At 71.1% G+C, this 20,977-nt stretch carries 18 protein-coding genes; 11 read left to right on the forward strand and 7 right to left on the reverse strand.

All coding sequences use genetic code 11. From position 1 onward, the window contains the following. The first annotated feature begins 58 nt into the window (after positions 1–58). On the forward strand, positions 59–1,516 hold the full coding sequence (locus tag ABD234_RS04545) for a catalase (protein WP_038372308.1): 1,458 nt from the start codon (positions 59–61) through the stop codon (positions 1,514–1,516). 72 nt (positions 1,517–1,588) lie between these two features. On the opposite strand, the gene ABD234_RS04550 is transcribed toward ABD234_RS04545, so the two are convergent. Together ABD234_RS04550 and ABD234_RS04555 are read right to left on the reverse strand one after the other, a co-directional pair. Further along, on the reverse strand, positions 1,589–1,972 hold the full coding sequence (locus ABD234_RS04550; protein ID WP_038372309.1) for a universal stress protein: 384 nt from the start codon (positions 1,970–1,972) through the stop codon (positions 1,589–1,591). A gap of 97 nt (positions 1,973–2,069) precedes the next feature. After that, positions 2,070–2,750 (reverse strand): lysophospholipid acyltransferase family protein, encoded by a 681-nt coding sequence (locus ABD234_RS04555; protein ID WP_038372311.1) that lies wholly within the window; start codon positions 2,748–2,750, stop codon positions 2,070–2,072. Between the two features lie 166 nt (positions 2,751–2,916). Between ABD234_RS04555 and ABD234_RS04560 the strand changes: the two genes are divergently transcribed. From ABD234_RS04560 to nrdE, 4 genes are all read left to right on the forward strand, one after another. Beyond that, positions 2,917–4,830, forward strand: a complete 1,914-nt coding sequence (locus tag ABD234_RS04560) for a Gfo/Idh/MocA family oxidoreductase (RefSeq protein WP_344354308.1) — start codon at positions 2,917–2,919, stop codon at positions 4,828–4,830. Positions 4,831–5,442: 612 nt separating this feature from the next. Beyond that, on the forward strand, positions 5,443–5,706 hold the full coding sequence (nrdH, locus tag ABD234_RS04565) for a glutaredoxin-like protein NrdH (protein WP_038372312.1): 264 nt from the start codon (positions 5,443–5,445) through the stop codon (positions 5,704–5,706). A gap of 117 nt (positions 5,707–5,823) precedes the next feature. After that, positions 5,824–6,222, forward strand: coding sequence for a class Ib ribonucleoside-diphosphate reductase assembly flavoprotein NrdI (gene nrdI, locus ABD234_RS04570; RefSeq protein ID WP_038372313.1), 399 nt, complete (start codon positions 5,824–5,826; stop codon positions 6,220–6,222). 5 nt (positions 6,223–6,227) lie between these two features. After that, complete coding sequence (gene nrdE / locus ABD234_RS04575; RefSeq protein ID WP_344354310.1) at positions 6,228–8,360, forward strand: class 1b ribonucleoside-diphosphate reductase subunit alpha; 2,133 nt, start codon at positions 6,228–6,230, stop codon at positions 8,358–8,360. A gap of 99 nt (positions 8,361–8,459) precedes the next feature. On the opposite strand, the gene ABD234_RS04580 is transcribed toward nrdE, so the two are convergent. From ABD234_RS04580 to ABD234_RS04590, 3 genes are all read right to left on the reverse strand, one after another. Next, positions 8,460–9,803 carry a DUF418 domain-containing protein gene (locus tag ABD234_RS04580; protein ID WP_344354312.1) on the reverse strand — a complete coding sequence of 448 codons (1,344 nt, stop codon included), beginning with the start codon at positions 9,801–9,803 and terminating at the stop codon, positions 8,460–8,462. A gap of 148 nt (positions 9,804–9,951) precedes the next feature. Then, positions 9,952–10,950: a permease prefix domain 1-containing protein gene (locus tag ABD234_RS04585; protein WP_344354313.1), complete on the reverse strand. Its 999-nt coding sequence runs from the start codon at positions 10,948–10,950 to the stop codon at positions 9,952–9,954. Then, positions 10,947–11,312 carry a PadR family transcriptional regulator gene (locus tag ABD234_RS04590; protein WP_051486802.1) on the reverse strand — a complete coding sequence of 122 codons (366 nt, stop codon included), beginning with the start codon at positions 11,310–11,312 and terminating at the stop codon, positions 10,947–10,949. The genes ABD234_RS04585 and ABD234_RS04590 overlap by 4 nt, the downstream gene beginning before the upstream one ends. Positions 11,313–11,482: 170 nt before the next feature. On the opposite strand from ABD234_RS04590, the gene ABD234_RS04595 reads away from it, so the two are divergent. The 5 genes from ABD234_RS04595 (at position 11,483) to ABD234_RS04615 (ending at position 17,686) form a co-directional block, all read left to right on the forward strand. After that, positions 11,483–11,839 (forward strand): DUF485 domain-containing protein, encoded by a 357-nt coding sequence (locus ABD234_RS04595; RefSeq protein WP_084148435.1) that lies wholly within the window; start codon positions 11,483–11,485, stop codon positions 11,837–11,839. Then, positions 11,836–13,422 (forward strand): solute symporter family protein, encoded by a 1,587-nt coding sequence (locus ABD234_RS04600; RefSeq protein ID WP_344354315.1) that lies wholly within the window; start codon positions 11,836–11,838, stop codon positions 13,420–13,422. The genes ABD234_RS04595 and ABD234_RS04600 overlap by 4 nt, the downstream gene beginning before the upstream one ends. A 238-nt stretch (positions 13,423–13,660) precedes the next feature. Next, positions 13,661–14,755 carry a D-2-hydroxyacid dehydrogenase gene (locus ABD234_RS04605; protein WP_344354317.1) on the forward strand — a complete coding sequence of 365 codons (1,095 nt, stop codon included), beginning with the start codon at positions 13,661–13,663 and terminating at the stop codon, positions 14,753–14,755. Positions 14,756–14,758: 3 nt separating this feature from the next. After that, positions 14,759–15,538, forward strand: coding sequence for an IclR family transcriptional regulator (locus tag ABD234_RS04610; RefSeq protein ID WP_038372321.1), 780 nt, complete (start codon positions 14,759–14,761; stop codon positions 15,536–15,538). A 723-nt stretch (positions 15,539–16,261) separates the two neighbouring features. Continuing rightward, complete coding sequence (locus ABD234_RS04615; RefSeq protein ID WP_084148436.1) at positions 16,262–17,686, forward strand: MFS transporter; 1,425 nt, start codon at positions 16,262–16,264, stop codon at positions 17,684–17,686. A gap of 185 nt (positions 17,687–17,871) precedes the next feature. Here the strand turns inward: ABD234_RS04615 and ABD234_RS04620 are convergent, their stop codons facing one another. Both ABD234_RS04620 and ABD234_RS04625 read right to left on the reverse strand, forming a co-directional pair. Further along, a complete protein-coding gene (locus ABD234_RS04620) occupies positions 17,872–18,513 on the reverse strand; it encodes a response regulator (protein WP_344354319.1) in 642 nt (213 codons plus the stop codon). Further along, positions 18,501–19,820 (reverse strand): sensor histidine kinase, encoded by a 1,320-nt coding sequence (locus tag ABD234_RS04625; RefSeq protein WP_344354320.1) that lies wholly within the window; start codon positions 19,818–19,820, stop codon positions 18,501–18,503. The genes ABD234_RS04620 and ABD234_RS04625 overlap by 13 nt, the downstream gene beginning before the upstream one ends. Before the next feature lie 171 nt (positions 19,821–19,991). Between ABD234_RS04625 and nrdF the strand changes: the two genes are divergently transcribed. Then, positions 19,992–20,960 (forward strand): class 1b ribonucleoside-diphosphate reductase subunit beta, encoded by a 969-nt coding sequence (gene nrdF, locus ABD234_RS04630; RefSeq protein ID WP_038372547.1) that lies wholly within the window; start codon positions 19,992–19,994, stop codon positions 20,958–20,960. The last annotated feature ends 17 nt before the right edge of the window (positions 20,961–20,977 follow it).

Below are 20,977 nucleotides of genomic sequence, written 5' to 3' on the forward strand. Positions count from 1 at the left end.
CCTCGGCCGGCCGGCGGCCCCCAGGTTCTCCACCCCCCGTTCGCATCCAGGAGGAAGCATGACCACGTTCGACCCCTCGATCCCGTCCACCACGGAGAGCGGCGCTCCGCGCGAGTCCGACGCGCATTCGCTGAGCGTCGGGGCCGACGGCCCCCTGATGCTGCATGACGTCGCCCTCGTCGAGAAGCTCGCACGCTTCGACCGCGAGCGGATCCCGGAGCGCAGCCCGCACGCCAAGGGCTCCGGCGCCTTCGGCGAGCTCGAGGTCACCGAGGACGTCTCGCAGTACACCAAGGCGAAGCTGTTCCAGAAGGGCGCGAAGACCCCGCTGCTGCTGCGCTTCTCCACCGTCGCCGGCGAGCTGGGCTCGCCCGACACCTGGCGCGACGTGCGCGGCTTCGCGCTGAAGTTCTACACCGAGGACGGCAACTTCGACATCGTCGGCAACAACACGCCGATCTTCTTCCTGCGCGACCCGATGAAGTTCCCCGACTTCATCCACTCCCAGAAGCGGACCCCGGACTCGGGCCTGCGCGACGCGAACATGCAGTGGGACTTCTGGACCCTCTCGCCGGAGTCGGCCCACCAGGTCTCCTACCTCATGGGCGACCGCGGCCTGCCCAAGACCTGGCGCCACATGAACGGCTACTCCTCGCACACCTACATGTGGGTGAACGAGGACGGCGAGAAGTTCTTCGTGAAGTACCACTTCCTCACCGAGCAGGGCATGGAGTTCCTCAGCAACGAGGAGGCCACCGAGCTGGCGGGCACCGACGCCGAGTACCACCGCCGCGATCTGTTCGAGGCGATCCGGCGCGGCGAGTTCCCGGCCTGGCGCGTCGAGGTCCAGGTCATGCCGTACGAGGAGGCGAAGGCGTACCGCTTCAACCCCTTCGATCTCACGAAGACCTGGTCCAAGAAGGACTACCCGCGCATCCCCGTGGGCCGCTTCGTGCTGAACCAGAACCCGGTGAACCACTTCGCGCAGATCGAGCAGGCCGCGTTCAGCCCGTCCAACACCGTGCCCGGCACCGGGGTCTCCCCGGACAAGATGCTGCTGGCCCGCGTGTTCTCCTACCCGGACGCGCAGCGCAACCGCCTGGGCACGAACTTCAACCAGCTGCCGGTGAACCGTCCGGTCGTGGCGACGAACTCCTACGGCAAGGAGGGGTCGATGGAGTTCTCCCACAGCGGCGACGCTCCGGTGTACGCCCCGAACTCCTTCGGTCGCGCCTACCAGGACACCCAGGGCCCGGTCGACAACGGCTGGGAGGCCGATGGCGCGCTGGTCCGCGCGGCCTACACCCTCCACGCCGAGGACGACGACTTCGGCCAGGCGCACACCCTGGTGCGCGAGGTGATGGGTGAGGACGAGCGCGCCCGCCTCGTCCAGACGGTCGTCGGCAGCCTCGGCGGCGTCGTCGAGCCCGTGCTCTCCCGTGTCTTCGAGTACTGGAAGAACATCGACCAGGAGACCGGCGAGAACATCGAGAAGGCGTACCGCGCGCAGGCCTGACGCCCCGCGCACGAGACAGCGCCCCGGTCACGATCGTGACCGGGGCGCTGCGTCGTGAGGGCTCGTGCGGGATCAGACGACGAGGACGTCGCTGGGGGAGGAGGTCAGCAGCTTCTGCACGGTGACGCCCAGCAGGTGGCTGGCCATGTCCCGCTCGCGGCGGATGCCCAGCACCAGCAGCTCCGCCTTCTCCTCCTCGACGACCTGGAGCAGGACGTCGGAGATGTCGTCGTCGGTGTGCTCCTGGCGCACGGCGATGCGCACGGAGGCGCGGCGCACCATGTCCTGGGCGCGTTCGAGCTGGCCCTGGTCCGCGTGGCGGGGGTCCCCCTGCATGCCGTCGCGCACGACGTTGACGATGATGAGCGGTCCGCCGCGGCGCTCCGCCTCCCGCTGGGCGGCCTCCAGGGCCGCGAAGCCCACGGGGGTGGGGATGAATCCGACCACGACGGCCATGGCGACCTCCTCCTGATGCGCTGCTGTGCCCCGATCCTACGGTCTGCGCGGGGATGCTCGTCCACCCGGGCACGGGGCGGGAGGGCGAGCCCGCGCCCTAGATGTCGCGGGAGGAGTGCTTGTTCAGCTCATCGGCCCGTTCCTGGCCGCTGAGCTCGGCGATCTCGTCCATGATCCGGTCGTTGAGCATGCGCCGGCGCACGCCTCCGGGCAGCGAGGGGTCGATGTCCGCCGGGCGGATCGGCGTGCCGAAGCGCAGCGTGAGGGTGCGGCGGGCGGGCAGCAGGCGGCCCTTCTGCATGACGGTGTCGGTGCCCTTGAGCCCCACGGGGATGACGGGGCAGTCCGCCTCCATCGCCAGCCATGCCGCCCCCTGGCGCCCCTTGTACAGGCGGCCGTCCCGCGACCTCGTGCCCTCGGGATAGATGGCGAAGCCGTCGCCCCCCTGCAGGATCTCCAGCGCCGCCTTGAGCGCGCCCTGCTTGGAGACGAGGGTGTCGCGGTCCACCGGGACCGTGCCGATCGCCTGGAAGAAGCTCTTCTGGATCCAGCCGATGGGGCCCCTGCGATGCCAGTACTCGTCCTTGGCGATGAAGCGCATGCCGCGCGGGCACACCACCGGGATGATGAAGCTGTCCAGCAGCGCCAGGTGGTTCGAGGCGATGAGGAAGGCGCCGTCCTCCGGGACGTTCTCCAGCCCGGTGACCCGAGGTCGCAGGTAGAGCTTGGTCGCCGGGGCGACGAAGCCCCGCACCAGGTGGTAGAAGGACGTGGCCAAGGAGAACCTCCGAGGACGGGCGCTGAGCGTCGCGGGACGGATGGACGGACGGTCGAGGATACCGCGGCGGGACGGTCCGCGCCGGGTCGTGCCAGGGCCGTATGGTAGAACAGCGCCGCAGCCAGGATCGGCCGGCCGCACCCCGTTCTGCCGAAGGAGTGGACACATGCCCAAGGTCCTCCGCGTCGCCGTGATCGGTGCCGGGACGATGGCTCAGGCGGTGCACCTGCCCGTGCTGCGCCGCCGCTGGGACCGGTTCTCGGTCGAGGCGCTCGTGGACCATTCCCCGCGACGCCGTCGCGAGGCGTCCGAGGCCTGGGGCATCCCCGAGGAGGCGCGCTACGAGAGCGTGGGCGATCTGATCGCCGCCGTGCGCGCCAAGACGGTCGGGATCGACATGGTCGTCCTGGCCACGGACGGCCTGCACGTCGAGGACGTGCTCACGATCGTGCGCCGCGGCATCCCCGTCCTCGTCGAGCCGCCGGTGGCGTTCTCCGAGGCGGAGCTGCGCACCCTGGCCGACTTCGAGCGGATGACCGGCCGCCGCCTGGTGGTGCTGGCCTACCCGCAGCAGCATGACGACGCGGTCGCCGCGATGTCCGGGCACATCGCCCGCAAGGACCTGCGGATGATCGACTACGAAGTGCTGATGCCGGCGAGCCAGCCGCTCTATTCCCATGCCCACGTGACGACCTCCGCCTACGACCTGCCCAGCGAGGTGCGCGCCCAGCGTCGCACCGCGCTGCAGGAGGCGGTCGTGGCCGGCACCGGCGAGGGCGCCACCCAGCGCGACCGCGATCTGTACGTCAAGGGTCTGCTCACGGGCGTGGCCCACCAGATGGCCGTCCTCCAGAAGGCCTACGGGCCGATGACCGAGATCCTCGCGGTGCGCCACTGGCCCCGCGGCGTGATCCCCGGCTCGATCGAGATCCTCGGCGAGCTCGAGTCCGGCGCCCCGGTCCGCCTGGTCTGGCACTACCTGCCCTTCGCGCCGGAGTACTCCGAGCGGGTGCGGCTGCTCTCGGCGCGGCGCCGCGTCGAGGTCGACCTCGCCCCGCCCTCCTTCGCGGACCGCCGCTCCACCGTGACCCTGCGGGAGAAGAACGCCGGGAGCGTCACCGCGACGACCGTGGTCTCCGACCTCGGCTCGGCCGAGGCGATGTGGGAGGACTTCTACGCCTTCGTCACCAAGGGTGAGGACCCCGGGTCCGGCATCCCCGAGGCTCTCGCGGAGCTCGCGCTGATGCACGAGATCCTCGACCGGATCGTCACGGCCGATGGGCGATCCCTCGAGCCCGAGGAGGTCGAGGCCGAGGAGAACGAGGCCGACGAGAACGAGGCCGACGAGAACGAGGCCGACGAGAACGAGGCCGGGGAGGCGGCGTCCGAGGACGCGACGTCCGACGATGCTGCGCCCGCGGCCGCTGCGTCCGACGGGGCCGGGGCGGAGCAGCCCGCCGCTGCGGGCATCGAGCCCGCCGAGAGCGAGCGCGACGGACCCGCGGCGGCCGTGCCCGCGGCCGCCGAGGGCGGACCGCGCGGTGCCGAGACCGCCGAGCCGTCCGGCGTCGGCGGATCCTCTGCTGATGCTGATGCTGATGTCGCGGCCGATGCCGCCCCCGTCGCGGGGGCGGCGGGGGAGCAGGAGCCCGACGCCGACACGGTCGAGAACCCGGTCGCCGAGCCGCCGGTGCGCGATCAGGTCACCGAGGTCCTCCCGGACCTGCGGGAGTCGAGCACGCCGACCGCGTCGCTGCCGACGGCCGCGCCGCCGGCCGGCCGCTGGATCGCCGCCGCCGATCCGCAGCCGTCCGAACCGGCATCCTCCGGGCCCGACCCCGTGGATCCCGCACGGGCCGTCGACGACGTGGACGCCTGGAACGGCGGGCGCCAGGACGGCGGCCCTGCCCCCGATCCTGTCGACCCCTCCGATCCCGCCGGCCCCGTCGAGCCGACCGAGCCGCCCGCGGGATCGTCCCGGTCCGCGCAGGAGGGTGCGCCGGACGGACGCACCGAGCAGGATCAGGCCGCCGAGCAGGAGCACGCCCGCCCGCAGGAGAGCGACCCCGGGCGAGCCTGACCCCGCCGCTGCGGCGGCGCTCTCGCCGAGACCGACCGGCCCCCGCCCCCCTCACCGGGGAGCGGGGTCCTTCGCGTGCCGGCGGCGGCCCGCCCCGGCCCCCTGTCGGCGGCGGCCCGCCTCGGCCCCCGTGCCCCGGCTCCTGTCCCGCGGCGGCGACACGCCGACGACACGCGGCGAATCCGAGATTTTCTGTGCCGTGTCCGACGCTTCCGGACGGCGTCCCGCGCCCGCCCGTCCACCATCGGCCCGCCCCTCGCGGACGCTGTGCACACCGCTGTCCACCGCGTTCGCGCGGACGGGGCGCGACTGTCCCCAACGGGGCCGAGTTCTCCACAGCCGTCCCCAGCCCGACTGTGGATAACATTCGTGTAGTTCAGTACATCTTGTGGTGCCCCCACCCGTCGACCCCTAGGTGTAGTGTTGGAGACGTCGCGGTGATCGCACCGAGATCCTGGATCCGCCCCAGGCCCCACGCCCGCCGGAGCACCGGTGGCACGGCCACGGACCAGGGGAGACGCAGCGATCGCCCACCACGACAGAGCCCCCAGAACGTCCCGCATCACCGTTCGTCCCGCTCCCCGAGAGCAGCACTTCCGAGAGAGGTCCCCGATGGATATCACCGTGTACTCGAAGCCCCTGTGCGTCCAGTGCGATGCCACCAAGCGCGCCCTGAACAAGGCCGGGATCGCGTACGACGTCGTGGACATCACCGAGGACGCCGAGGCCCTGGCCCGCGTGAAGTCGCTGGGCTACGTCCAGGCGCCCGTCGTCATCACCGGCACCGACCACTGGTCCGGGTTCCGCCCGGACAAGATCAAGGCGCTGGCGACCTCCGCCACGGCCTCCGCGGGCCGCAGCGCCGCCGCGATCTGACCACCGTGCCGGGCCGTGCGGGAGACCGTCCGGCCCGGCGCACCGCACCAGGCAGGGACCCGCACGACGGCCCGGCATGACGCCGCCGTACGGACGCAGCACGCAGGAAGGGTGGCCATGGGCACTCTGGTCTACTTCTCCTCCGTGTCCGAGAACACCAAGCGCTTCGTCGAGAAGCTGGGTGTCCCGGCGCATCGGATCCCGCTCCGGCCCACGGAGGAGCCCCTCGTCATGGACGAGGAGTTCATCCTCATGACCCCCACCTACGGCGGGGGAGACGGGCGCGGCGCGGTCCCCAAGCAGGTCATCAAGTTCCTCAACGACGAACGCAACCGTCGCCTGATCCGGGGCGTGATCAGCGGCGGGAACACGAACTTCGGCGACTCCTACTGCATCGCCGGGGACATCGTCGCCGCGAAGTGCCACGTCCCACACATGTACAGATTCGAGCTGCTGGGCACGCGACGCGACGTCCAGCAGGTCACCAGAGGATTGGAAGAGTTTTGGCGACACTGACGGAGATGCCTTCCGTGGAGCACCACAAGGCCCAGGACTACCACGCGCTCAACGCGATGCTGAACCTGTACGGGACGGACGGGAAGATCCAGTTCGAGAAGGATCGCCTCGCCGCGCGGGAGTACTTCCTGCAGCACGTGAACCCCAACACCGTCTTCTTCCACTCCCTGCGGGAGAAGCTCGACTACCTCGTCGAGAACGAGTACTACGAGGCCGAGGTCCTGGAGCAGTACGACTTCGAGTTCGTGAAGTCGCTGTCGGAGCAGGCCTTCGCCAAGAAGTTCCGCTTCCCGACCTTCCTGGGCGCCTTCAAGTACTACACCTCGTACACGCTCAAGACGTTCGACGGCAAGCGCTATCTCGAGCGCTTCGAGGACCGCGTCGTGATGGTCGCCCTGACCCTGGCCCGCGGGGACGAGACCCTCGCCCGCAACCTCGTGGACGAGATCCTCGACGGCCGCTTCCAGCCCGCCACCCCCACCTTCCTCAACGCCGGCAAGGCCCAGCGCGGCGAGCTCGTCTCGTGCTTCCTGCTGCGCATCGAGGACGACATGGAGTCGATCGGCCGCGGCATCAACTCGGCCCTGCAGCTGTCCAAGCGCGGCGGCGGCGTCGCCCTGCTGCTGAGCAACCTGCGCGAGTACGGCGCGCCGATCAAGCAGATCGAGAACCAGTCCAGCGGCGTCATCCCCGTGATGAAGCTGCTCGAGGACTCCTTCTCCTACGCCAACCAGCTGGGCGCGCGCCAGGGCGCCGGCGCGGTGTACCTCAACGCGCACCACCCCGACATCCTGCGGTTCCTGGACACCAAGCGCGAGAACGCGGACGAGAAGATCCGCATCAAGACCCTCTCGCTCGGCGTCGTGATCCCGGACATCACCTTCGAGCTCGCCAAGAACAACGAGCCGATGTACCTGTTCTCCCCGTACGACGTCGAGCGCGAGTACGGCAAGCCCTTCGCGGACGTGAACGTCTCCGAGGTCTACCGGGAGATGGTCGACAACCCGCGCATCGCCAAGAAGAAGATCAAGGCGCGCGAGTTCTTCCAGACCCTCGCCGAGATCCAGTTCGAGTCCGGCTACCCGTACATCATGTTCGAGGACACGGTGAACCGGGCCAACAACATCCCCGGCAAGGTCACCCACTCGAACCTGTGCTCCGAGATCCTGCAGGTCGCGACCCCGTCGACGATGAACGCGGACCTCAGCTACGACACGCTGGGCCGTGACATCTCCTGCAACCTGGGCTCGCTGAACATCGCCCTGGCCATGGACTCGCCGGACTTCGCGCAGACCATCGAGACCTCGATCCGTGCGCTGACGGCCGTCTCGGACACCTCGGACATCTCCTCGGTGCCCACCATCGCCGAGGGCAACCGCAAGTCCCACGCCATCGGCCTGGGGCAGATGAACCTGCACGGCTACCTCGCCCGCGAGCGGGTCCACTACGGCTCCGACGAGGGCCTGGACTTCACGAACATCTACTTCTATGCGGTGACGTACCACGCCATCAAGGCGTCGATGCACATCGCCCGGGAGCGCGGCGAGTCCTTCTACGACTTCGAGAACTCCAAGTACGGCACCGGCGAGTTCTTCGACAAGTACACCGACCGCGTCTGGGAGCCGCGCACCGAGAAGGTCCGCGAGCTGTTCGCGAAGTCCTCCGTGCACGTCCCGACCCAGCAGGACTGGGCGCAGCTGCGCGAGGACGTCAAGACGTACGGCATGTACAACGCGTACCTCCAGGCGGTGCCGCCGACCGGCTCGATCAGCTACATCAACAACTCCACCTCCTCGATCCACCCGATCGTCTCCAAGATCGAGATCCGCAAGGAGGGGAAGATCGGCCGCGTCTACTACCCGGCGCCGTTCATGGACAACGACAACCTGGAGTACTACCAGGACGCGTACGAGATCGGCTACGAGAAGATCATCGACACCTACGCCGAGGCCACCCAGCACGTGGACCAGGGCCTGTCGCTGACGCTGTTCTTCCCGGACACCGCGACCACCCGCGACGTCAACAAGGCGCAGATCTACGCCTGGCGCAAGGGCATCAAGACCCTCTACTACATCCGCCTGCGGCAGATGGCGATCGAGGGCACCGAGGTCGAGGGCTGCGTGAGCTGCATGCTCTGACCGGTCCGCCGGCACGGCGCACGGCCCGTCCCGAGGGATTCCTCGGGACGGGCCGTGCGTCGTTCCGGGCGATGCCGGCGCCCGTGCGGGACCCGGACGCTACCGGGCGGCGCGGTCGTCCCGTCCGTAGGTCAGGCGGCGCAGCACCCGCTCGGCCGGTCCGCGGGCGCCGCGGGAGGCGAGCAGCGCCGCCATCGGGATCGACGCCGCCCAGGTGAGCGCGGCGATGAGCAGGGCGAGAGAGGTGCCGGCCCAGCCGCCGACCCCGAAGCCCCAGTTCGACAGGACGATCGCGAAGACCACGGACTGCCAGAGGTAGAAGGTCAGGGAGCGCTCGCCCACGGCGGCGATCGCCCGCACCAGCGGGGGACGGGACTGCTGCAGGCGGGCGGCGATCAATGCGAACACGGCGGCGTAGCCGATCCCGGCCGCGATGCCGGTGGTCGACGAGAGAGCCGAGAACATCCAGCTCGCCTGCTGCGGGATGTCGAGGATCCCCAGGGTGTACAGCGCCGAGGGGAGGCCGCCCGCCCAGCCGATCGGGATCCCGATCACCGCGATGCGGCGCAGGGCCGCGCGATGGCTGCCCGGGTCGTCCAGCAGGCGGCGGCGCGCCGCGACCCAGCCCAGCAGGATCGCGATCGGGATCGCCAGGCCCGCGACCTGGGCGACGGTGAGGACGGCCCAGATCCCGAGCCGGGGAAGGACCGAGGCGAGGAAGCCGGGCGCACCCGAGGTGAGGTCCTGCATGCCCGACGGCCCGGCGAACTGGGCGGAGGCGCTCTCCTCCGGGAAGAGGATCGTCATGATGCCGCCGAACAGGGCGAGTGCGGCGACCAGCGCCAGCACGGCCCACATCACCCCGGCCCACACCAGCAGCGTGCGGTCCCGGCGTCGGAAGAAGATCCACACCAGCAGCAGGCCGGCCAGGCCGTAGGCGCCCAGCACGTCGCCCATGAACAGCAGCGCGGCGTGGACGAGCCCGAACAGGATCATCGCCCAGTGCCGGCGGCGCAGCATGCGCCGCACCGTCCGCTCGGGCAGGCCCCGGTCGGTGCGGGAGCGGAAGAACTGCACCATCCCGTAGCCGAAGAGGAAGGCGAACAGCGGGTAGCTGCGCCCGTCCACGACGATCATCATCAGCGCCTGCAGGACCTTGTCCAGGGCGCTGCCCTCGACCAGATGGGCGTGGGTGATGCCGGTCTCGCGGCCCCACAGATGCCAGGACACGTTGGCCAGGGCGATCAGCAGGAGCATGAGGCCCCGGGCGAGGTCGGGGGCGAGGGACCGTGACCCGGCGGCACGTCGGGCGCCCGGTCCCGGGCCTGCGTCCGGGCCGGAGCCTGCGGCTGGGTCGGGGCCTGCGCCCGGCGGCGGGGCCGGGTCCGGACCGGGGGCCGCGGAGGGGCCGGAGGCGGGGGTGGGCGAGGGCTGCGGTTCCATGTCGGCTCCCGGCGTGACGGAGGGGGTCGAGGGGGTGTCGAGGCGGTCTGGCCCGCTCAGCCTAGGGAGCCGCCGCGCACCGGGACGAGCGACGATGGTCTACGAGCTCGACCCGGTGGTCGGGGCATGCGGGGGCGGTGCGGAGTGCTCAGCGGGCCTGGCTGCGAGGCTGCGAGCCGTGCAGGGCGCTGTTGACGGCCCAGAGCGCGCCGTACAGGACGCCGGCCACGGGCCAGACGATCCAGGTCGAGCCCCAGTCCCCGGAGATGAAGCTCCAGGCGAGGTAGATCGCGGTGCACACCGGCCAGTAGACGGCGGCGATCGTGCGGATCACCGGGTTGCTGCTGGACTCGGGCATCTCGTCGCACTCGTTCTCGAGGGTCTCCGCCGTGGACGGGCCCCAGGCGCCGCGGATCATCACCCACAGGCCCGCCGCGACCATGATCAGGGTCAGGCAGACGCCGTACAGCGGCATCGTGTCGTCCTCCCCGGTGGACAGGAGCGCGGTGACCAGGATCGGCACGGCGCACAGGATCCACAGCGAGATCGCGATCCCCTGCGCGACGGCGGCACGGGAGCGGTGCTCGCGGCGCAGCTCTGCGGCGAAATCGCGGATCTCCTGCGTCGGGGTGAAGCGGCCCTCCTCGATGTCCTCGAAGTCGCCCAGCCGGGACCCGCGCAGCACGAGCACGAGCACCCCGGCGGTGACCATCACCAGCAGCGCGATGAGGCCGACGAGCACGGCGAGGTGGGAGGGGTCGGTCGTGGAGCTGCTGGCCAGGGCCAGCAGCCCCAGCAGCGGGACCGGGCACAGCACGAACAGGCTGACGCCGAGGGCCTGGAGGTGGCGGGTCGCCCGGACAGCGGAGACGTAGTCCTCGGCCCGCGACCGGGACAGCAGCGGCGGGCCCTGCGGTGCGGCCCCGGAGACCTCGGGGCCGATGCCGAGCTCCGGCGCAACCTCTTCGAGGCTGCCGAACTCGGCGATCACGCGCCCCACGGCCTGGGACTCGGAGAGCCCCTGGCCGAGCAGGGCCTGCTGCTTGTCCTCCATCATGGCGCGCAGCTCGGCGCGGGCCTCTCGCATGCGGGTGCTGCGCGGGTAGGGATCGAACAGGGTGTCGAGGTAGGAGTCGATGACGTTCATGGCTGGGACTGTCCTGTCCTTCCGAAGGGGATCTCGGGGTCGGGGAGGGCGAAGTGGTCGACGAGGGCGCGCGTGCTGATCCACTCCGCCCGCTTCTGCTCGAGCTGGGCGGTGCCGCTCGCGGTGATGCGGTAGTAGGTGCGCGGCTTCCCGGTGGGGGAGAGGTCCTCGAAGCTGTCCAGGAGCCCCTGGGACTCCAGGCGCTTGACCGCGGTGTAGAGGGTGGTCTGCTTGACGACGTACTCGCCGCCGGAGCGGTCCGTGATGGTCTGGGAGAGCTCGTACGCGTAGGAGGGGCGGGTCTCGAGGATCGCGAGCAGGATCAGGTCGATGTGCCCGCGGATCGCATCGGCACCGATCATGGGTCCTCCTCTCGCCGGGCCGATCATGCTCCGCACACCGTACTACGGCTGGCGTAGTACGACAAGGGCAGTACGCCGGGCGACCCCGCTCGCGCTGTGACCTGCGCTACAGTGGCCGACGCCGAGATGCCCGCTCGGCCCCTCCTCGAATCCCGGCAAAGGAGCCAGCCTTGACCGACCCCGGAACCGTGGGCGCGCGCAGCGTCGCCGTCCAGCGATCGGAGGACTTCCAGCGACTGCGGCGGTCCTTCCTCTCGTTCATCGTCCCCATGACCGCCCTGTTCCTGTTGTGGTACCTGCTCTACGTGATCCTCGCGGGCTTCGCCCCCGGCCTCTACGCGATCCCCGTCCTCGGGAGCATCAACGTCGGCCTGCTGATGGGGCTGGGGCAGGTGGTCACCACGTTCGTGATCACGATGCTGTACCGCTCCTGGGCGGACAAGCGCTACGACCCGCATGCCGAGGCCATCCGCCACGAGATGGAGACCGGCGAGATCCTCGACGAGACGCAGGAGGGCCGGCGATGATCGACCAGATCAACCCCGTCATCAACATGATCGTGTTCGCGCTGTTCGTGGCGGTCACCCTCTTCATCGTCTTCCGCGTCTCCCGGCAGAAGGCCAGCGCGGCCGAGTTCTATGCGGGCAACCGCTCCTTCACCGGCCCCCAGAACGGCATCGCGATCGCCGGCGACTACCTCAGCGCCGCGAGCTTCCTGGGGATCTGCGGCGCCATCGCCGTGGCCGGCTACGACGGCTTCCTGTACTCCATCGGCTTCCTCGTGGCCTGGCTGGTGGCCCTGCTGCTGGTCGCCGAGCTGCTGCGCAACACCGGCAAGTTCACGATGGCCGACGTGCTCTCCTTCCGCCTGAACCAGCGCCCCGTGCGCATGGCGGCCTCGCTGACCACCCTCGCCGTGTGCTTCTTCTACCTCATCGCGCAGATGTCCGGCGCCGGCGGGCTGGTCGCCCTGCTGCTGGGCCTCGAGGGCGGGGTGGCCACCGCCGCGACGGTCGCCGTGGTCGGCGTGCTCATGATCGTCTACGTGATCGTCGGCGGGATGAAGGGCACCACCTGGGTGCAGATCATCAAGGCGGTGCTGCTGGTGATCGGCGTGGGCATCCTGGCCCTGATCGTGCTGGGGAGGTACGGATTCGACTTCTCCGCGATCCTGGACGACGCCGTGGCCCTCTCGCCCCACGGCGAGGCCGTGCTCTCGCCGGGGCTGAAGTACCCCAACCCGATCGACTTCCTCTCCCTGGGCCTCGCGCTGGTGCTGGGCACCGCCGGGCTCCCGCACGTGCTCATGCGCTTCTACACGGTGCCCACCGGCAAGGAGGCGCGGCGCTCGGTGGTCTGGGCGATCTGGATCATCGGCAGCTTCTACGTGCTCACCCTGGTCCTGGGCTACGGGGCGGCGGCGCTCGTCGGGCCCGAGGTCCTGCAGGATCCGACCACCCCGGGCGGGGAGAACGCGGCGGCGCCGCTGCTCGCCCTGGTGATCGGCGGTCCGGTCCTCATGGCCATCGTCTCGGCGATCGCCTTCGCGACGATCCTCGCGGTGGTCGCGGGCCTCGCGATCACCGCCGCGACGAGTTTCGCCCACGACATCTACGCCTCGGTGATCAAGAACGGGACCGTGCAGCCCGATGAGGAGGTCAAGGTCGCCCGGGCCACGGTGGTCGTGATCGGGGTGCTGGCGATCATCGGCGGCATCGTCGCGCTGGGCCAGAACGTGGCCTTCCTCGTGGCGCTCGCCTTCGCGGTCGCCGCCAGCGCCAACCTGCCCACGATCCTCTACTCGCTGTTCTGGCGGCGGTTCAACACCGGCGGCGCGCTGTTCTCGATGCTGGGCGGGCTCGCCTCCTGCCTGATCCTCATCGTGCTGTCCCCGGCGGTCTCGGGCCACGAGAAGTCGATGTTCCCGACCCTGGACTTCGACCTGTTCCCCCTGTCCAACCCCGGGATCGTCTCGATCCCGATCGGCTTCGCGCTCGGGATCATCGGCACCCTGCTCACCGCGCCGGAGCCCGACCACGAGGAGAAGGCGGCGGAGATGGAGGTGCGCGCCTTCACCGGCGCCGGCGCCGAGGCGGCCTCCGACCACTGACCGCTCCGCCCTGCGGGCGCAGTCCCCGGAGCCCGTCGCGCACCCCCCGAGCCGGGGAGCGCGGCGGGCTCCGGCCGTCTGCGCGCCGGCGCCGCGGAGCGCGGGGCTCCGCGCGTCCCCGACCGGCGTCATTCAAAGTGTCGAACCACAAACAACATGTTGAACTTCGGGTAGGCTGGTCGGACGACGTCCGGCCGCCTCGTCGGTGCGGCCGATGGATCCGAGCAGAGGAGCTCCCATGTCCCACCCCAGCGCCAGCGTCATCGACCATCGCGATCCGCCGCGGACGGCTCTGGCGCGGGTCGTCATCGCCGTGGACCTCCCCGAGCCGCTCTGCCGCATGATCGAGGAGGCGGAGCCCCGGGCGGAGGTCGTCCGCGACCACAACCTGTACCGTCCGCGCCGCGGACCGGCCGACTGGGCCGGAGACCCGGAGCATGCGCGCACTCCCGACCAGGAGCGCGCCTACACCGCCATGGTCGACTCCGCCGACATCCTGTTCAGCCTCCCGGATGTCGAGCCCGCCCAGCTCGCCCGCACCGTGCGCGCGAACTCGCGCCTGCGCTGGGTGCAGGCGATGGCCGCCGGCGGCGGCGCCCAGCTGCGCGCCGCGGGCCTGGACGCCGAGGAGCTCGCGCGCGTCGCGGTGACGACCACCGCCGGGGTGCACGGGTCCCCGCTCGCGGAGTTCGCCGTGTTCGGGGTGATGGCCGGCGCCAAGAGCCTTCCGCGGCTGCTGGAGCAGCAGCGCGCCCACGTCTGGAGCGACCGCTGGGAGATGCGCCAGATCGACGAGATGCGCGTGCTGATCGTCGGCCTCGGCGGGATCGGCGCCGCCTGCGCCGAGAAGTTCTCCGCCCTCGGCGCGCACGTCCTGGGCACCACGCGCAGCGGGAACCCCGTCCCGCACGTGGACGAGCTCGTCCCGATCGACCAGCTCGCCCGGGCCGCCGCCGACGTCGACGCCCTCGTGCTGACCCTGCCCGGCACCGCCGCCACCGAGGGCCTCATCGGCGACGAGGTCCTCGGCGCCGTCCGGCCCGGGACCGTCCTGGTCAACGTCGGGCGCGGGAGCGTGGTCGACGAGGACGCCCTGCTGCGGGCCCTGGAGGAGGAGCGCATCGGCTTCGCGGCGCTGGACGTGACCGCCGTCGAGCCCCTGCCCTCGGCCAGCGAGCTGTGGGATCATCCCAGGGTCCTGCTCAGCCCGCACACCGCCGCGCTGTCCTCGCGGGAGGAGGAGCGGATCGTCCGGCTGTTCATCGACAACCTGCGCCGCTTCCTCGACGAGGAGCCGCTGCGCAACGTCGTCGACACCGTGGAGTTCTACTGACCCATGAACGAATCCCGTGACCCCTCGCCCGCCGTCAGCCGCGCCCTGCGCATCCTCGAGGCGCTCGAGGCGGCGGGAGGGGCTCCCCAGACCCTGTCGGACATCGCCCGCACCGTCGGCATCGCGAAGTCCTCCGCCTCGAACATCTGCGCGGCGCTCGAGCGCGAGCGGATGATCCACCGGGTCGGCAGCGGGTACCGCCTGGGGATGCGCACCGCCGAGCTCGGCGGGGCCTTCGCCTCCCAGTTCAACCAGGTGCGCGAGTTCTTCGAGGTGGTCGAGGACGATCCGCTGCTGTCCCGCCAGGTGGTCCAGATCGCCACCCTCGACGTGCCCGACGCGATCTACCTGGCCCGGCACGAGGGGCGACCGAACCGCCTGGGGACCCCGCTGGGCTCGCGCCTGCCGCTGATCTACTGCGCGGTCGGCAACGCCATGCTCATGGCCATGGCCGACGCCCAGGTCGACGAGCTGCTCGAGCAGGAGGCCTTCACCCCGCTCACGGGCCGCTCCGTCAGCTCCGCCCCCGCGGTGCGGGAGAAGATCGCCGGGGCCCGTGCCCGCGGCTACGCCATCGACCGGGGGGAGTCCTTCGAAGGGATCTGCGGCATCGCCGTCCCGCTGGAGCCCTGGCAGCCGGGCGACCCCCTGATGGCGATCGGCGTCGCCGTGCCCGGCACCGAGGCCGATGACGAGACCGTCGCCCGCCTGGGCGAGGCGATGACCGGCGCGGCCTCGCGCCTGTCCAACCCGCTGGCCCGGCGTCCCGGCGCCCCGGCCTGATCCCGCCTCCGACGGCGCCGCGCCAGATGGCGCCGCGCCCGAAGGTGCCGCGCCCGATGGTGCCGCGCTTGACGGCGCCGCGCCTGGTGGTGCCGCGCCGCATCGCGGTCGCCTGACCTCCCCTCCTGCCGACGCGCCCGGGCCCTGCGCCCGGGCGCTCCTGGTCGTCCCCGCCGCCGCCGCCGCGGGACGCGTGATGGCGCCGCGGCCGCCGTGGGTGGGGTGGATCCCCTGGCCGGCAGGGTCGATGACGCGCCGCGGTCGGCGCTCGGGCCGTGCACGAGCGGCGGCCTGAGAGCCTCGAGCCAGGCAATCGCCTGGCTCGAGGCTCTCAGGCAGCCATCCGTGCACGCGCCACCCCGGGAGCCGCCCGCGGCGCCCTCGGTGCGATGCGGCCCGAGGGGTGATCGGTGCTCGGTCGGTCATTGCCGGGCGATCGGCTCTCGTGCGGCCGATGCCGGGCGATCGGCTCTCGTGCGGCCGATGCCGGGTGATGGGTGCCGCCCGGAAGGTGCCGGGTGATGGGTGCCGTACGGAAGGTGCCGGCGGGACTGCGCGGCAGAGAATCTGTCCAACGGGTTGCACATCGTTCAGAACCTGGTACGTTGGGGCGCGTCACCACGGACGAGGTGCTCCCCTCGAGGAGTCCCCGCCATCGGACGCATCGAAGGAGATGTCGTGAGCTCATCGCAGAGCAGTGCACCACCCCAGAACGCCTCGCCCATGAGCGAGGCCGAGTACGCCGCGAACCTGCGCCGTGCCACGCTCTCGGCGAGCGTCGGCAGCGCCCTGGAGTACTTCGACTTCGCCATGTACGGCCTGATGACCGCGCTGGTGTTCGACAAGCTGTTCTTCTCGGCCGACAACCCCGCCATGGCCACGGTCGCGGCCTTCGGCATCTACGGCGTCGGCTTCGTCGCCCGCCCCTTCGGCGGTCTCTTCTTCGGGACCATCGGCGACCGGATCGGCCGGCGCTGGGTGCTGGTGGCGACGATCCTCCTGATGGGCGGCGCCTCCACCCTCATCGGCGTCCTGCCCACCTACGAGACCGCCGGGATCCTGGCCCCGATCCTGCTGATCGTGATGCGCCTGGCCCAGGGCTTCGGCGCCGGAGCGGAGCAGGCGGGCGCCACGGTCCTCATGGCCGAGTACGCGCCGGTCCGCCGCCGCGGCTTCTTCTCCGCCCTGCCGTTCATCGGCATCCAGGCCGGCACGCTGCTGGCCGGCGTGGTGTTCTTCCTGCTGAACCTCATGCCGGAGGACGCGTTCATGGCCTGGGGCTGGCGCATCCCGTTCCTCGCCTCGATCCTGCTGATCCTCATCGCGCTGTTCATCCGGGCGCGGCTGCGCGAGACCCCGTCCTTCGTGCAGCTGGAGAAGCAGGAGCAGATCGCCGAACGGCCGCTGCGCGAGATCTTCACCCGCGGCCGCGCCGGGGTCGTGGTCGGCATCGGGCTGCGCATGGCGGAGAACGGCGGGTCGTACATGTTCCAGTCGCTCGCCCTGGCCTTCGTGACCTCCGCGGCGATCGGGATGGATCGCGGCATCGTGACCTGGGGCGTGACCATCGGCAGCCTGATCGGCGTGTTCTCCGTGCCGCTGTGCGGGGCGCTCTCGGACCGCTTCGGGCGAGTGCTCGTGTACCGCTTCGGCGCCGTGTTCATGCTCGCCTACGCCTTCCCGGCCTGGTACCTGCTCTCCCAGGGCGACGAGATCGTCGCCGTCGCCGTGATCGCCGTGGGCATCGGCATCGCCGTGGCCTCGATGCTCGGTCCGCAGTGCGCGATGCTGCCGGAGCTGTTCGGCAACCGGCACCGCTACCTGGGCGTGGCGATGGCTCGGGAGATCTCCGCCGTCCTCGCCGGCGGCCTGGTGGGCGTCCTCGGCGCCGCCCTGCTGGTGTGGACCGACGGCAACTGGATCGTGCTGGCGATCTACATGGCGACCCTCGCCACCATGACCACCGCCGCGACCTTCCTGGTGCCCGAGACCCGCGGCCGCGACCTGCTGCGGATCGAGGACGCCGTGCGCATCGCCGACACCGAGAAGGACACCGCGACCGACCTGGTCTTCTCCGACGCGGCCCCGGCCGCCCGCGTCGCGGCGCCCGCCGTCCCCGAGGCGGCTACCACGGCCCCCGGCCGCTGACGCGGATCGACCGCTGCGCGGGCCGCCGTCCCCGGACGGTGCGCGACAGGGCCGCTCCGAGCCGCCGACATGGTCATCGCCCTGTCGCCGGCTCGGAGCGGCCCTCTTCTGCACGCCCTTTTCTGCACGCCCCTTCTGCACGTCCCGCGCCGGCACGCCCCGCGCGGATCCGGCGGGGAGCCGCCTCAGCCCCCGAGCAGGGTGAGCACGGCGGTCACCCGGCGGTGGACGCTCGCATCGGCCGCCAGGCCCAGCTTCGCGAAGAGCCGCTGGGTATGCTTCTCGACCGCGCCCTCGGTGACCACCAGGCGCTCGGCGATGCCGGCGTTGGTCAGACCCTCGCCCATCAGCTCGAGGACCTCCCGCTCGCGCGGGGTGAGATCCTCCAGCGGGGAGCGGCGCCGGGCGGCGAGCACCTGCCCGACGACCTCCGGGTCCATCACGACGCCGCCCGCCGCGACCCGCTCGATGCCCTCGAGGAAGGGGCCGATGTCGCTGACGCGGTCCTTGAGCAGGTAGCCCGTGGCACGGGTCCCCGAGGAGATCAGCTCGGCGGCATAGGCGACGACCACGTACTGGCTCAGCAGCAGGATCGGCGCCTCCGGCCAGCGGCCGCGGATCTCCTGGGCGCTGCGCAGCCCCTCGTCGCTGTGGCTGGGCGGCATGCGGATGTCCGCGATGATCAGGTCCGGCCGCTGGGCCAGGGCGGCGGCGACCAGCTCGGGCCCGTCGGACGCGGCGGCGACCACCTGGTGGCCGGAGTCCTCCAGCAGCAGGCGCAGCCCTTCGCGCAGCAGCGCCGAATCGTCCGCGATCACGACCCGCACGGGATCACCGCCTCGATCCGCGTGCCCTGCCCGGCGGGGGAGGAGACCTCGAGGATCCCCTCGAGGGAGGCGACGCGCCCGGCGAGCCCCGCGAGGCCGTGGCCGGCCTGCACCCGGGCGCCGCCGATGCCGTCGTCCTGCACCCGGACCCGCACCGTGTCCTGGAGGCGGGCCACGGAGACCTCGACGGACCCGGCGCGGGAGTGCTTGGCGGCGTTGGCCAGGGACTCGGAGACGACGTAGTAGATGCCCGTCTCGACATGCGCAGGCAGCTGATCGGCCTCGACGCGGACCGTCGCGGGGACGGGAGAGGTGCCGGCGAGCTCGGCGAGGGCCGCGCGCAGACCGCGGTCCACCAGCACGGGCGGGGCGATGCCGCGGGAGAGCCGGCGCACCTCGTCGAGGGTCCCGCCGAGCAGCTCGCGGGTCTCGCGGACGATCTCGCGGGCCCGCTCGGGATCCTCGGCGGCCAGGCGCTCGGCCCGCGCGAGGTCCATGCCGGCGCGCACGAGACCCTGCTGCGGACCGTCGTGCAGATCCCGCTCGAGGCGGCGCAGGGACTCGGACTCGGCGGTGCGGGCGGCGGCGCGGGAGGCCTGCACCTGGACCAGCTGCTGCTGCTCCTCGAAGCGGGAGCTGAGCAGGGCCCGGCCCACCTCGGCGTGCAGGGTCCTCACCAGCAGCGCGACCGGGTACAGGGTGAGCAGGAAGACGAGCCCGGCCCCGGCCTGCAGGGCGAGATCGGCGACGAGGGCGCTCTGGCCGGAGAGGCCCAGCAGCGAGCCGAGGCCGTCGACCTGGTCCTCGGGCAGCACGCGTCGCAGGACCAGGGTGGCGAGAGGGCCGCCGAGCGTGCCGATCGCGCCGATGGTCCAGGCGACCATCACCGGGAAGGTGACCAGGACCAGCACGAACTGCACGAGCACCCACAGCACGTCCAGCCAGCGCTGCGGGTCCGACAGCGGGGTCAGCATCCGCCGCACCCGCCCGGCGCCCTCGGGCGGGAGCTTCGGGGCGGGGACCGGCAGGGGCCGGCCGAGGACCGAGGTGATCAGGCGGCGCCCGGCGGCGGCGAACCCGCGGGCCACCAGCACGGCGAGCACCAGGATCGGCAGCCCGATCCACAGGATCGCCGTCCCGACGCCGAGCGACAGCAGCGAGATGACCAGGGCGAAGGCGGGGATCGCGAGGACGAGGGAGAGGAGCGTGTAGCCCAGGGAGCGGCCGATGGTCGAGGCCGCGCGGGCCAGGACGCCGCGGCGCGGGGCCGGGACGGGGGAGGAGATCAGGGCGGGCATCGTGGTCATGGCTCCAGTCTCCGGACGCGGCGGCACCGGCCCCATCCTGCCACCCGGTGTATTCCCGTCGGGCTGGCCCGACACGGCGGTGATAGCTCACGTCCGTGCGGCGGGTCTGGCCCCCTCGGCAGACCTAGACTGAGGAGGATCCCAGCGAACCCCAGCGAGTGCGAGGTAGTGGTGAACGATCACCTGAAGACATCCGTCCAGGCCATCAACTGGAACCGGATCCCCGACCCCAAGGACCTCGAGGTCTGGGACCGCCTGACGGGCAACTTCTGGCTCCCGGAGAAGGTGCCGCTGTCCAACGACATCCAGTCCTGGAACCGGCTGTCCGAGCAGGAGCAGCAGCTCACCATGCGGGTGTTCACCGGCCTGACGCTGCTGGACACCGTCCAGGGCACCGTCGGCGCGGTCTCCCTGATCCCCGACGCGCTCACCCCGCACGAGGAGGCGGTGTACACCAACATCGCGTTCATGGAGTCGGTGCACGCCAAGTCCTACTCGCAGATCTTCTCGACGCTGTCGGACACGAAGCAGATCGACGACGCCTTCCGCTGGAGCGAGCACAACGAGTCGCTGCAGAAGAAGGCGAAGATCGTCATGGGCTACTACCAGGGCGACGACCCGGAGAAGCGCAAGGTCGCCTCGACGCTGCTGGAGTCGTTCCTGTTCTACTCCGGCTTCTACCTGCCGATGCACTACTCCAGCCACGGCGAGCTGACGAACACGGCGGACATCATCCGCCTGATCATCCGCGACGAGGCCGTGCACGGCTACTACATCGGCTACAAGTTCCAGAAGGCTGTGGAGAAGGCCTCCGAGGCGCGCCGCCAGGAGCTCAAGGACTACACGATGTCCCTGCTCTTCGAGCTCTACGAGAACGAGGAGGAGTACACCGAGGATCTCTACGACCCGGTCGGCTGGACCGAGGACGTGAAGACCTTCCTGCGCTACAACGCCAACAAGGCGCTGATGAACCTGGGCTACGAGCCGATGTTCCCCTCCGAGATCACCGAGGTGAACCCGGCGATCCTGGCGTCGCTGTCCCCGAACGCCGACGAGAACCACGACTTCTTCTCCGGCTCGGGCTCGAGCTACGTGATGGGCAAGGCCGTGGACACCAGCGACGACGACTGGGACTTCTGAGCCTCAGCCGATGATCG

The organism is Brachybacterium phenoliresistens, from assembly GCF_039530785.1.
Lineage (GTDB): Bacteria > Actinomycetota > Actinomycetes > Actinomycetales > Dermabacteraceae > Brachybacterium > Brachybacterium phenoliresistens.

What these genes read in the sequence shown, in the direction of transcription:
- ABD234_RS04545 (WP_038372308.1), top strand. Translation starts at nt 59, where the DNA reads ATGACCACGTTCGACCCCTCGATCCCGTCCACCACGGAGAGCGGCGCT.
- ABD234_RS04580 (WP_344354312.1), bottom strand. Translation starts at nt 9,803, where the DNA reads ATGGAACCGCAGCCCTCGCCCACCCCCGCCTCCGGCCCCTCCGCGGCC.
- ABD234_RS04550 (WP_038372309.1), bottom strand. Translation starts at nt 1,972, where the DNA reads ATGGCCGTCGTGGTCGGATTCATCCCCACCCCCGTGGGCTTCGCGGCC.
- nrdI (WP_038372313.1), top strand. Translation starts at nt 5,824, where the DNA reads ATGGGCACTCTGGTCTACTTCTCCTCCGTGTCCGAGAACACCAAGCGC.
- nrdH (WP_038372312.1), top strand. Translation starts at nt 5,443, where the DNA reads ATGGATATCACCGTGTACTCGAAGCCCCTGTGCGTCCAGTGCGATGCC.
- ABD234_RS04600 (WP_344354315.1), top strand. Translation starts at nt 11,836, where the DNA reads ATGATCGACCAGATCAACCCCGTCATCAACATGATCGTGTTCGCGCTG.
- ABD234_RS04560 (WP_344354308.1), top strand. Translation starts at nt 2,917, where the DNA reads ATGCCCAAGGTCCTCCGCGTCGCCGTGATCGGTGCCGGGACGATGGCT.
- ABD234_RS04585 (WP_344354313.1), bottom strand. Translation starts at nt 10,950, where the DNA reads ATGAACGTCATCGACTCCTACCTCGACACCCTGTTCGATCCCTACCCG.
- ABD234_RS04625 (WP_344354320.1), bottom strand. Translation starts at nt 19,820, where the DNA reads ATGACCACGATGCCCGCCCTGATCTCCTCCCCCGTCCCGGCCCCGCGC.
- ABD234_RS04590 (WP_051486802.1), bottom strand. Translation starts at nt 11,312, where the DNA reads ATGATCGGTGCCGATGCGATCCGCGGGCACATCGACCTGATCCTGCTC.
- ABD234_RS04605 (WP_344354317.1), top strand. Translation starts at nt 13,661, where the DNA reads ATGTCCCACCCCAGCGCCAGCGTCATCGACCATCGCGATCCGCCGCGG.
- nrdE (WP_344354310.1), top strand. Translation starts at nt 6,228, where the DNA reads ATGCCTTCCGTGGAGCACCACAAGGCCCAGGACTACCACGCGCTCAAC.
- ABD234_RS04610 (WP_038372321.1), top strand. Translation starts at nt 14,759, where the DNA reads ATGAACGAATCCCGTGACCCCTCGCCCGCCGTCAGCCGCGCCCTGCGC.
- ABD234_RS04615 (WP_084148436.1), top strand. Translation starts at nt 16,262, where the DNA reads ATGAGCGAGGCCGAGTACGCCGCGAACCTGCGCCGTGCCACGCTCTCG.